The following is a 12,325-nucleotide window of genomic DNA, read 5'->3' on the forward strand; positions in this document are numbered from 1 at the left end:
ACCTGGAATACCCTGTATAATCCGTGACTTTAGTCTAGGAGCTGTCTATTCCAGCCTGACTTGGGCGCCCCACAAATCTTGCGGGAGAAATACTCTGTCGGTGGGTAGGGGAGCAACTGGGGCCGTGAGGGTAAATTGACCAGCTTCAATTTGCTGCTTCAATTCCAATGCTACTTGCCGCGAGAGAAACATACTCGCCAGGGGGGCGGCCCGCACAGGTTTGCCCTCTATCAGGATGCGGCCAGTTTTTAATTGAGCGTAGCTGACTAAACCGAAGGTGGGACGAACGCGCCGGGGGATAGAGAAATCTACCACCGGCGCTACTATTTTTTTGTCGGATACTGCACAGTGGGCGACGACCGTTTCGTTTAAGACTGGAAACGGGATGCCGACTCCCAGCATCAGGGATGGGCCGTAGTTTTTGAAGTAGCACCCGCGCACCCATTTCGAGTTCATCTGTTTGGCGTCGCCGATGACTGCGAGGGTGGCGGCCGGGCCGATGGGGGTGCGGTTGGGCTGGCGTTTTTGCAGCGGGAAGTGCTGGGTTCCTTCCCAGGTGATGTAGCCGGTGGCGCCTCCTAGGAAGATGCGGGTGCCGATGCCGATGATTTCGAGGTCGGGGTCGTTTAGCAGGGGAGACATGGCTCCAAGGTTCGAGTAGACGGCGTTGCCGAGGTTTGGTTGCAGGGGGCCGAGGTAGGTGAACAGCGGGCGATCGCCCCCGTTAACTCCCACAATAAAGTTTTGATAGGCGTTGCGGGGATTGAATAAATAAAATTGGTTGATGGTATCGCGGGTAATCGTGGTTTCAAAGGAGGCGCGGGGGTAGCAATCTGTGACTTGCCCCAAGGCTCGCAACTGCACGGGTTTGCCGGCTATTAAGTCTTCGATGACGTGTCCGCCGCCCCGTTCGCGGGATTCTTCGCCGTCTTCGGCTACTTGGGTGGCCCCCAAGTACAGGTCTACAGCCCCAAAGCCGGAGTAGGCTAAAACGCCGTCTAGCCAGCACTGGCGGATTTTGATCGGCGGGTCGGTATGGCCGAGGTTGATGATGGCGCCGGAGGATTCCATCGGCTCGAAGGTGCCTGCGGTAATCACATCGACTTCTTTGGCGGCTTGGGTAATACTGGTTTCTTGGACTCTACTTTTGAGTTCTTCGATTGTCCAGACTGTAGCTTTGCCTTGGCTGATTTTATCGTTGATTTCGTCGATCGATCTCATAATTTTAGTTTTAGTTTTAGTTTTTAGTTTTTAGTTTTTAGTTTTTAGTTTTTAGTTTTATTGATGGCGATCAATTTCCTAAATTTTTAGTGAACGTAGGGTGCGTCGCCAATAACAAATCTCGCCATGAAACGCCAGATTAAACGAGCGACGCACCCTACAACTTATAACTTAAGTAAACCGTATTGTTTTATCATCAGGAATTCTGGTGCATCTGGGTTTTGCATTTGTAGTGCGAGCGTCCCCGCTCGCGTGTTTTATTACATACCACGCGAGCGGGGACGCTCGCACTGTAAAAAACTTTTTGCGAAAATGAGATGCTCCCAGGAATTCAGTCCTCACTCTCAGAATTAAGAAGGACTGAAGTCCGAACGATCAAACCTGACTGAAGTCCGAACGATCAAACCTGAATTATTGATTGACAGTATCGTCATTTTCTGCTTGGTCTGCGATGTCTGTTTTTGGTTCTGGAAGGCTTTCTTGTCTGTGATGTTTTACTCCTAGAGACTCATATTCTTCGTGAATAGCCGAATCGATTGCTGCTAAAGTTTTAGGATTCGCGTCCCAATGGTTGAGAATGTCTTTAATTAATACTTCCCTAATCCAAACTTGAGCTACAACGGTGAGGGGGAGGGCAAGTAATAGTCCTAAAAATCCAAAAAAGGTGGCGAAAAATACTTGAGAGATTAATGTTACTGCTGGCAGCAATGATACTTGCTGTGCCATGACGTAGGGAGTGAGGATGTTGCTTTCAAATTGTTGAATTAGAAAGTAAAGAATTAAAACTAAACCGGATTGTAAGGGAGAGTCTAAAAGTGCGATCGTCATTGGCGGAATGACGCTGATCGTGGGGCCAATATTGGGAATTAAGTTAAGAAATCCTGCTACTACAGCGTGAGCTAGCGGTAGGGGAACTCGCAAAATTGACAAACCAATTAAGCTCAACAAAGCAATCACGCTCATGCTAATAAGAGCGCCGACAACCCATCGACCGAGAGCTATTTCGCATTCATCTAAAATACCATCGATTCGCCGGCGGTAAAAAGAGGGAAATAGTTGTATAAATGCTTTGCGGTAAGAGAGCGGATCTGCTAAGGTCATCAAGGTCAAAACTAAGACCAGCAAAAAGCTGAGAATAACCCCTAATGTGTTGCCGACAAAAGCTCCTGCACCGCCAACGAGTTGGTTGAACAAGGGTTGCAGTTGTCGCATAATATCGTTAACATCGAGATTGGGCAGCAGCCGCTGATCGATTTGTCCCGAGAAGCGAGCTTCGATTTGATCTACCCAATCGTTGAGTTTGGCGATTGCTTCAGGTGCTTTTTGGGTCAATTGTTGGAATTGTAGGGCAAAGGGCGGTACAATTATCAGGAACAAGCTTACCAAAACCAGGACTAAAAAGCTAATTGATAAAAGTACGGCGATCGACCTTTTGAGTCGGAATTTTTGCAAGTAGCGTGCCAGTCTGTTTAAGGATGTGGCTAAGACGATAGCGGCAAACAGCAGCAGCAGGGCTTGTCTGATTTGCCAGAGGATGTAACAAGATGCGATGAGGGCTAATAAGCCCATCCATTGTCCTAGCTTCATTAGATTTTAGATATTAGATATTAGATTTTAGATTGAGGAATAGAGTATGGGGAATTACTGCTTGCTAATTGCTCTGCAGCCCAGAAGCGATGAATCGCCTTTATATCAAGATACAGCAGATGCGCGCGATCGCATCTTGAATCGGATACCCCTACTCGGACATTAGCATAAGCAGCCACCTCAATTCCCTTTTGCGAACACCTGCTGCGCTGTCAGCTTCAATTCTGGGAAAGTTGGGGACTCAATACACTCGCCCCCTCGGAACAGTTTGACTTGGTATTCCCCGTCAATTAGTTGGTAAACCGAAAAAGTAGGTTGTTTGGGGTTGCCGATGAACCGTCTGCCACCCAATCCTAGATAGTCTATAATCCAATATTCCTGAATACCCATTGCCTCGTATGCCTCAAGCTTTAGGGCATAATCATCCTCCCAGTTAGTGCTAGTTACCTCTACGATTAGGGACACTGATGAACCCATCGTGATAATTGATGATTTCTCCCATCGCGGCTCGTTTCCAATGGTTTGCTCGTTGAGTACAATGATATCTGGCTCATACCCAGATTCCTCGGGCATCGGTTTGATGACGCATTCTTTAGGGATGAAGTAGGGCAAATTGAGACGCTCAATCTCTATTCCGACTTTCAGTGCGGTAAAACCGGCAACTTTAGAATGTTTGCCTGTTGCTTTTGGCCTTTCAATAATTTCTCCATTGTGCAATTCGTAGCGGTGTTCTGAATTTTCAGGATACCAGTCAATGAATTCATCGAATGTTACTAATTCTGTTATGCTTTGAATCATGGTGAGTGCCTTTAGTTTGGTTGCGACCCTAAGCTATAGAATTACTATAACATTCAAGTTTTTCTAGAACAACTTTTTGATAAAAAGACTCTAACCCAGTCACGCAAACTCGATCGTCAAATAGATTACCTTGTCGCTGACTCATGCGTTGTGCAATATCTTGCCGCCACTTTGAATCTCTACCCAACTTGACAGCAATTTCAATATATTCTGCTTCATTTTTAGCGATTGTGTCTGTCACTCCCAGCATTTTGAGAAAGCTATAGGTGTGAAGTCCCCGCATAAATTCTCCCGGACAAGTTACTATGGGTAAATTACAGGCGATCGCCTCCAAAGATGTATTCCCCCCCGACCAAGTGAAAGTATCTAAGAAAACATCGGAAATAAAGTTAATTGCTATGTAATCTTGTCGAGTTGGAATAGTTCGGAACAGACAGTAATCTTCACTGTCAAGATTGATAGCAGCAAAAGCACGTTTTAGCCGTTCCCGCAGCAATTCACCGCGCGGAAAAATAAACTGAGCTTGCGGAACGCGACTCGCAATTTCTGCTAATATGAAATCATATTGCGGTAAGTATTTGAAAGGCGCTTGGCAGCACAAATAAATTATTGCATCTTCTCGGAGGTCAAAATCTGAGCGAGTCTGAGTTAATTGACCAACAATGGGTTTTGGGTAGGCAACACCAATATTAGGCAACTTAATTAAAGTTTCTGAGTAATGCAATTGCCCATCTTCGGGTTCCATCAATTCGCTGGAAATAAAGTAATCAATCGTAGGTAAACCAGAGGTGACAGGATGTCCCCACGCCGAACATTGCACGGGGGCAAGGCGCAAAGCTGCTATTTGGATAGTTGCTGCATCCATGCCAATTTCTGGGAAGACAAGAATATGCAATTTGTCATCAATAATTTGTTGGCATACGGCTTCTAGGTTGTAGGGAATGTGCCGAAATTCTGTGCTATATTGACGAAATTGTTCTGTAATTGGATCGGGATCGTTACCCGTATAGTAACAGTAAATTTCAAAGTGTTTTGTGTCGGCATAACGCAACCAGCCAGTCAACCATAAAGTGCCACTGTAAGAATGCAAATAACTAGAAATATAACCGACTCTAATTTTGCAATTTTTCAGCAGTGGAGGCATCGATCGCGCTTGCACCCACTGTGGATAGTTGGCGGCCATAACTTGATGGACTAAATTAGCATACTTTGATTGCGATTCCACAACATTGTGAGCCTGATATGCTAGGTAAAAATTAGTGAAACTACTAAAACCCCGGAAAGCATTAATTTTGTTTTGTGGAGTTCTTAGGGATGTTTGCTGAATTAAGTTTTTCAATTCTTGAACAAATCTTTTTTTGTAAAATTGTATTTCATCTAATGTGTTATAAATAATCGGCAATGTTAAGTGTTTAAACAGTTGAAAAACATATTCATTAGGCAATATCTGCATGGCTTTTTCTGCACTTAATATAGCTTTTTGAGTGCGTCCGTTTTGCTGGCAAACTTTGATGAGTTGAAAATGTAGTTGTCCGGCTGTCGGGTAATTGCGGATGCCTGACTCTAGAATCGCGATCGCTTCTTCGATTCTGTTGAGGTTTCTTAAACACTCGCTTAAGTTACCATACAGTTCTATATCTCCTATCTGGGATACTAAAAACCTTTGATAGTGCTTAATGGCTGCTTCGTATCTTCCTTGACGGTAGAGTGCGTTGCCAAAGTCTATCAACCGTGATACTTGGGAATCAACAGTTATATCGCTAAGTTGTTCTTGTTCCACTACTGGAATTAATGTGATTCCAGAGTCTGCTATTGCTTGGTGATTTTCCGCATTCAACTTAATTCGATATTGAATATGTGGCAAAATATCTAGCCACTGGCTTCGATTGAGATTTTCCAATAAAATAATTTCCGGTTCGCAGCTAGTATCTAAATCTTCTTCCATGAAAAGATTCATCACAATAGCTGATAAAATCAGATGGGCATCTAAATCTGAATTTTCTAAGGATTCGCTGACATATATTAAAATAGTTAAAAAATCGCGATCGGGATGACTTACCAGACTCCTAATAATTTGTTCTAACTCTAAATAAACTGATTCTTCGGGTTGGTTCCAATCAGGAAAAATCAGCAAATTTAAGGGTTTGAGATTTAAGGTGGCTAGATCCATGTGATTGTCTGTCTCATCTATATTGCTGGGCATGGAGGGGTTTTGGTTTGAGTGTTCGATCGCACCTAGCTTAATTTAACTCGTCTTTGGGCGCGATCGCCCTCCATCCCCTATCTGGGCTGTTGGCGCGATCGCCAACCGAGGATCGCAGCTAGGATGATACTAGGGGAAAGCACGGCGATTAGGGCGTTGATGTCGGTAGAGGGTATGGATAAGCTAGGCCCTGCGTACTTGATGGCCAGGGAAAGGGCGGCGGAGAGGGTGAATACTTTGAGGATGGGGCTGATGTTGGTGTTCATGGAGGCGGTGGTTGGTTGTATAATCAGGGATTGAGATTATTATGGCAAGTATGTGTTGCGGCTTGGCGGGCGATCGGCTATTTTTTGAGATACTAAGATAGTTTGCCAGCGTTGAGCGTAATTGAAAATGGATAACCAAGAATCAGAGTTAATAGAAAACATTCGCCAGCAATTTGACAATACTCCTTTTCCCAGAATTCCGCTGGAAGAATCTCCAAAAGACAACAGCGAATTGCTCTACCTTCACAATCTTGTCACCGCTTACTACTTCAGAAATAGAAAAGTTATCAATACAGAAGGTAAAGTTATCCTCGATGCGGGATGCGGCACCGGTTATAAATCCTTAGTCTTAGCTTTAGCCAATCCGGGAGCAAAAATAGTAGGGATAGATTTATCAGCAGAATCTGTGAAACTAGCCGAGCAGCGTTTGCAATATCATGGGGTTGCCAATGCAGAGTTTTATGCTTTGAAAATAGAAGAGTTACCAACTTTAGGGTTAGAGTTTGATTATATCAATGCTGACGAAGTTCTGTATCTCTTGCCCGATGCTGTTGCTGGATTGCAAGCGATGAAGTCTGTTCTCGCTCCCGATGGCATCATCCGCACAAACCTGCACAGTGCAAACGGTAGAGCCGGAGTATTTCGCGCTCAAGCTGTTTTCAAAGCAATGGGATTAATGGATGGAAGTCCGGGAGAATTGGAGATAGAAATAGTCCGGGAGACTATGGAAGCATTAGAAGATGGAGTAGGGCTTAAGGCATTTACCTGGACTTCAGATCGCGCGCAGAATGAGTCATGGATTATGGCTAACTATTTATTGGTGGGTGATAAAGGTTCTACCATTCCTGAAGTGTTTGCCATGTTGAGAGGTGCTGATTTAGAGTTTATCAATATGGTGGCTTGGCGCAGGTGGGAATTGATGGATTTGTTCAAAGATGCAGATGATTTGCCTCCGTTTTTGGCGATGAGTCTGCCAGAAGCTTCTGTCGAAGAGCGGCTGCATTTATTTGACTTGCTGCATCCCCTGCACCGTTTGTTTGATTTCTGGTGCGGCAATCCAAATCGAACTCAGGATTTTGTTCCCGTGGCGGAATGGACGGAAGCTCAATGGCGGGAAGCGCGGGTACACCTGCACCCTCAACTGAGGACTTCCCAGATTAGGGAAGACTTGAGTAATTGCATTGACAGCCAGACGGCGTTTGAGATTAGCCGTTATATTATTGTGCCAACTTTAGCGCCGGTGGCACTCAATAGTACAATTGCCGCTTGCTTGCTACCTCTGTGGGAGGGGTCGCAGTCTGCGGTGTCGCTAGTCCAGAAGTGGCTTCAAATCCGCTCCCAGATGGCTGTTAACCTAGAGCCTGTTAGCGAGCAGACTGCCTTTGAGGAAGTCAAGGAACTGTTGATTAGGCTAGAAGTCTTTCTGTACGTGCTTTTGGAGCGTTAAGACCGGAAGTTGAAAAAAAATTGCTCTGGGGTGATATTAAAGTGCCGACAACTGGGTAAGTTACATATACGAGTTAGAAATCGAGCATCCCACGCCTCTAGGAGAAAAGACTTATGAAGACTGAATTTAAAGCCAAGTTCCTGCAACACATCAACAAAAGAAGACAGGATCAAGGTTTCACCCTGATTGAACTGCTGGTTGTTATTATCATCATCGGTATTCTTTCGGCTATTGCTTTGCCATCCTTCCTCAGCCAAGCAAACAAAGCCAAGCAGACAGAAGCTAAGCAGTATGTCAGTTCCATTAACAAGGGAGTACAAGCTTACTACGCAGAAAACACCAAGTTTGTAACAGATATCTCTTTGTTGGGTCTTGGTCTCAAAACTGAGACAACTAACTATGGATACACCATTGGCACTACAGGTGCGGGGGGTGTAACTTCAGCAGCAACTCCTAATGCGGCCACTTTAGCTTCACTAAAGGGATATGCAGGAGCCGTAGCGGTTACTGCGCCTGACGCTTCAGGGGCTTCAGGCACACAGACAATCCTTTGTGAAACGACGAGTCCTGCTGCTCCTACTGCTATTGTTCTTGCTGGTAGCAATACTGTTTGTACTGGTATGACGCTAGTTACTAAATAACAGTTAACAGTTTACTACACAAGCAATCCTTGTCAAAAAAGACCGAAGAGCGGGTTAGCGCTATGTGCTGCCCGCTTTAGTTTAGTGTAAATTAAAAACTGCTTTTATTGGATGAGTTTATGAGTGACAATTTCTTAGCGTTGGCTACCGATTGGCAGGAGAAAGCCGAGCAACTCTTATTTAAAGAAAATTACGCTCAGGCAGCCATCCTCTACGAACAGGCAATTACAGAGCAACCAAGCGTTAAATCTTACTACTGGCATTTAGGATTGATATTGCTGTTGCAAGAACAAGAAGCAGAAGCTCAAACGACATGGCTGCTGGCAATGGCTGAGGGTGATTCTGAAGAAATTGAACTTTGGACAGCAGAACTGTTGGAAGTCCTGGAAGCTGAGGCTGAACGACAACGGTTGGATTTGAAAAATTATGAAGTAGCGTGGGCGATTCGGCAGCACATTCGAGAAATCAATCCTGGGGATATTAACAACCTGCTGCATTCGGTGGGACTTTCGATATTGCGGACAATTTACAGAGGTGAAAAATCAGACGCTCTGGGCGCGATCATTGAGCTTTTGAAGTCTGAGCCTCCAATAGCATTAGACTGCGATCTTTTGTTTCAAGTCTGGAAAAGCGTTTTAGATGTTGCTCCATTCCACCCTTCATCGTTTGAGTTTACAGAAGCTTGTTTTAAATATGTTAAAGAACCTCTACCTGTTATTGAAAATTTACTTTACTTTGCTTATGACATCGCATATTCAGGAAAGCAATTTCACCTAGCGACTCGTTATGTGGAACTCGCCTTGCAACTAGAAGCTAAACACCAAGAAACTTTGCGTGCCCTGGCTGGTTTTTACCAAGATATCGGAAATTTTTCTAAGGGGATAGAAACTGCTAAAATTTGCTCCTCAGTCATGGAACAGTTGGCAGATAAAATTTTTGCGAATCACTTGCTGCTGCGCGGGCTGATGCTGGCTGGTGGTCATTGGGAAGATGCTTGGTCAGCCTTTGAAGCACACAAATTAATGATGGGGGCGCTCATTGAGGAATATCCAACTAATCTGGATTCAACTACTGCGGTTCGCTTGATGAGTTCGTTATTTTTCTTTCCTTACTTTGAAGATAGGCCTCAAGAAGCCGGGATAATTCGTATCCAAATTGGTAATCTTTTTCAAGAAAATGTTGAAAATTATGCTAAGCCAGTAGTGGAGAAGTGCCGCCAGCGCTCGTTGCCCCTGCTTCAGGGAGGCAATCAAAAAAAACGTTATAAAGTTGGTTATTTATCTTACTGCTTGCGTAGCCATTCTGTGGGATGGCTGGCGCGGTGGCTGTTTGAACATCACGACCGCGATCGCTTTGAAATATCTACTTATTTACTAGGATCAAAACTGACAAATGATCCCATGCAACAATGGTATATTAGCAAATCTGATAAAGCTTATAAACTAGGTACCTCTGGTATTGAAGCTGCTGAAAAAATTTACGAAGACGAAATAGATATATTGATCGATCTCGATAGCATTACTATGAATAGTAGCTGTGAGGTAATGGCAATTAAGCCCGCCCCTGTACAAGTTAGTTGGCTGGGGTGGGATGCTTCGGGCGTACCAAATGCCGATTACTATATTGCAGATAATTACGTTTTACCGGAATCAGCACAGGATTACTACGCAGAAAAAATATGGCGATTGCCTGAAACTTATGTAGCAGTAGATGGCTTTGAAGTGGGAGTGCCGACGGTTCGACGCGATTTGCTAGATATTCCTAGCGATGCCGTCATCTACTATTGCAGTCAGATGGGATACAAATACAATCCCAACACAGCCCGCCTGCAAATGCAAATCATTAAAGCAGTCCCGAATAGCTACTTTGTAACTAAATGGTTCCCCGATCAAGAGTCCATGAAAAACTTTTTTATTCAGAGCGCGGAATCTGAGGGGGTGAGTGCGGATCGCCTGCGATTTTTGCCTATAGCTGTTTCAGAGTCAGTTCACCGAGCGAATTTAGGAATTGCTGATGTTGTACTCGATACTTATCCTTACAATGGAGCAACTACTACTTTAGAAACTCTCTGGATGTGCATTCCTATGGTGACACGGGCGGGCGAGCAGTTTTCAGCTCGCAACAGTTACGGGATGATGATGAATGCAGGTATAACTGAGGGTATTTCATGGACTGATGAAGAATATGTAGAGTGGGGGATTCGTTTAGGAAAAGATCCTGTTTTGCGGCAACAAATATCTTGGAAACTGCGACAGTCACGACAAACTGCTCCGCTGTGGAATGGCAAGCAATTTACACGAGAGATGGAAAAAGCTTACGAGCAAATGTGGCAGAAATATGTTGAAAACTATCAGGAGTAGTAAGGATATTTTGCAGAGCAATTATTGTACAACTCCAAATATCCAAATTCACAATCAACGCTGTACAATCCACGCTCGAATTTCAATGGCGCTGTTGCTTCAAGGGAATATCTTGAAGTAACAGCAGATTGTTCAACTTTTGTCGGGAAGCAATAAATACTGACCGAGATGATTTTTCTGGTGAACAGAAATTCCAATCAAGAGGAAACTGTTCGTGGTTAGGTTGGGTTATAGGCATATAAACAAACTCGAAGTATTGTTTTAGTTGATTGTACACCCACTTTCTAGTAGGTCGGCATCCATTACCGGATATAGCTTGCGATGGATAATCTGCTTCTTCTTTGCACAAATTGATAGCTTCTTCTTCCCCAAACGAGACGCACGTCTCCAGCAACAGCATCTTTTGGCAATTGCGTGCCATAAACTCGATAGCTTGAGTGGGTTTTTGCAAGTGATACAGCAACCCATAGCAGTAAACAATGTCAAATTGCTGATTTAATTTTAAATCTGGTGTGTCTAAATCTAGTTGTATTGTCTCAATATCGGGATAGCGCGATCTAAGTATTTCCAAATTTTGCGGTCTACCTTCGGTGACAATTACTTCACAGCTTCTATCCAGAAAAAAGGTTGTATGATCTCCAATTCCTGCTCCAAGTTCGAGTACAGTTTTCCCTACAATATCTAATCCTAAGCTTGCTAAATGTTCTAATCTTCTCTGGTTGTGTCGCAGATATTCATCGCAGTGGAACACCTTCATAGGATCGATAGGTAGTTCCTGCTGGTCTTTATTGGTAATATCAGCTTCACTGGGGATGAGAGAGTCAATATCATAACCATCAATATAATCTAAAATTCGGGAAACAGCAGGCAGAGAAGTTATTCCTTTACTGACAAGCTCTGGAAATTGAGCCAAACTCTCAACGATATTTTTGGCAAAATTATAGTCAGGGTTGTTGCCATAGTGTAAAGTTAAATACTCTAATAATTCCAGAGTATAGTCAGGGAAATTGAGAATATCAGCAATACAGGCTAATTTGAGAATTTTATCTGGTGTTTTTAGATCGTTTTCCAAGCCGTCTTCTATCAAGTCCCGCAAGTAAAAAGCGTCTCCGTATAATAACTGTCCAGCGCGAACTGTTGAACCAATGGGAGATCTGCTCCGCAAACGATAAGCTCGATCTAAATCGAACAAAGTAAATCCTTGTTCCCTGAGATCAATATCAACGTCCGCAAATAAAGGCTGATTTTTATAGAGGTATGAAAATCCTACTTCAGCCTGCACACCAAGAATAGACTGTCCCAAGATTTGAGAAGCACCTTGTAATACTTGTAACTCTGCTCCCTGAACGTCAATTTGCAAAAAGTCGATCTCCTCAATCCCTTCACTTTGGCAAAACTGATCTAATGTAGTTGTTTCTATTCCCATATAAAAATCTAAGTTGACTAATTCTGACAAGCCTGAAAAGCGCTCTAGATAAGGTTCATTAGGTGGGTACAAAGAGCTGCACATGGGATGCTTAGTTACATAAAGTGTAGATTCGCCTACAGAATTTGCTAGCGCTAGAGGAATATGTTTTTCTGTCCAATTTATTTGTTGAGCTTCCAGAGCAGTATTGCTCGCCTCACAAGCATCAGCATCAGCATCAAATCCATAAATAGTCAGATTTGGTGCAAATATTTCCCAACCTTTCTGCCCATACTCATCTTCACTGCTAAGTTTGCGGGAGCCAACGTTACAAACTGTCATGTGAATCCGATCTAAATGACCGCTTCTCTTCAAACTGGGGAGAAATACTGACATA

General features: G+C 43.8%; 9 protein-coding genes. 3 read left to right on the forward strand and 6 right to left on the reverse strand.

The window, feature by feature from the left end; all coding sequences use genetic code 11:
* Nucleotides 1-45: 45 nt before the first annotated feature.
* The 5 genes from QUA58_RS04950 to QUA58_RS04970 form a co-directional block, all read right to left on the reverse strand.
* Nucleotides 46-1,221 (reverse strand): homocysteine biosynthesis protein, encoded by a 1,176-nt coding sequence (locus QUA58_RS04950; protein WP_333393212.1) that lies wholly within the window; start codon nucleotides 1,219-1,221, stop codon nucleotides 46-48.
* Nucleotides 1,222-1,632: 411 nt separating this feature from the next.
* Complete coding sequence (locus QUA58_RS04955; protein WP_333248858.1) at nucleotides 1,633-2,808, reverse strand: AI-2E family transporter; 1,176 nt, start codon at nucleotides 2,806-2,808, stop codon at nucleotides 1,633-1,635.
* Between the two features lie 180 nt (nucleotides 2,809-2,988).
* The gene (locus QUA58_RS04960; RefSeq protein WP_333393213.1) at nucleotides 2,989-3,606 is read right to left on the reverse strand and encodes a Uma2 family endonuclease; all 618 of its coding nucleotides are present in this window, start codon (nucleotides 3,604-3,606) and stop codon (nucleotides 2,989-2,991) included.
* Nucleotides 3,607-3,634: 28 nt separating this feature from the next.
* Complete coding sequence (locus tag QUA58_RS04965) at nucleotides 3,635-5,809, reverse strand: O-linked N-acetylglucosamine transferase family protein (RefSeq protein ID WP_333393214.1); 2,175 nt, start codon at nucleotides 5,807-5,809, stop codon at nucleotides 3,635-3,637.
* A 77-nt stretch (nucleotides 5,810-5,886) separates the two neighbouring features.
* The gene (locus tag QUA58_RS04970; protein ID WP_333393215.1) at nucleotides 5,887-6,075 is read right to left on the reverse strand and encodes a hypothetical protein; all 189 of its coding nucleotides are present in this window, start codon (nucleotides 6,073-6,075) and stop codon (nucleotides 5,887-5,889) included.
* A gap of 127 nt (nucleotides 6,076-6,202) precedes the next feature.
* On the opposite strand from QUA58_RS04970, the gene QUA58_RS04975 reads away from it, so the two are divergent.
* The 3 genes from QUA58_RS04975 to QUA58_RS04985 all read left to right on the forward strand — a co-directional run bounded on the left by QUA58_RS04975 (nucleotide 6,203) and on the right by QUA58_RS04985 (nucleotide 10,523).
* On the forward strand, nucleotides 6,203-7,522 hold the full coding sequence (locus QUA58_RS04975) for a methyltransferase domain-containing protein (RefSeq protein ID WP_333393216.1): 1,320 nt from the start codon (nucleotides 6,203-6,205) through the stop codon (nucleotides 7,520-7,522).
* A gap of 113 nt (nucleotides 7,523-7,635) precedes the next feature.
* The gene (locus QUA58_RS04980; RefSeq protein ID WP_333393217.1) at nucleotides 7,636-8,163 is read left to right on the forward strand and encodes a type IV pilin-like G/H family protein; all 528 of its coding nucleotides are present in this window, start codon (nucleotides 7,636-7,638) and stop codon (nucleotides 8,161-8,163) included.
* A 119-nt stretch (nucleotides 8,164-8,282) separates the two neighbouring features.
* Nucleotides 8,283-10,523 carry an O-linked N-acetylglucosamine transferase family protein gene (locus QUA58_RS04985; protein WP_333393218.1) on the forward strand — a complete coding sequence of 747 codons (2,241 nt, stop codon included), beginning with the start codon at nucleotides 8,283-8,285 and terminating at the stop codon, nucleotides 10,521-10,523.
* An 82-nt stretch (nucleotides 10,524-10,605) separates the two neighbouring features.
* Here QUA58_RS04985 and QUA58_RS04990 read toward each other — a convergent pair whose 3' ends face one another.
* A complete protein-coding gene (locus QUA58_RS04990; RefSeq protein WP_333393219.1) occupies nucleotides 10,606-12,324 on the reverse strand; it encodes an FkbM family methyltransferase in 1,719 nt (572 codons plus the stop codon).
* Nucleotide 12,325: the final 1 nt, after the last annotated feature.

Origin of the sequence: Microcoleus sp. N9_A1, assembly GCF_036701795.1 — a bacterium.
Classification (GTDB): Bacteria; Cyanobacteriota; Cyanobacteriia; order Cyanobacteriales; family Microcoleaceae; genus Microcoleus.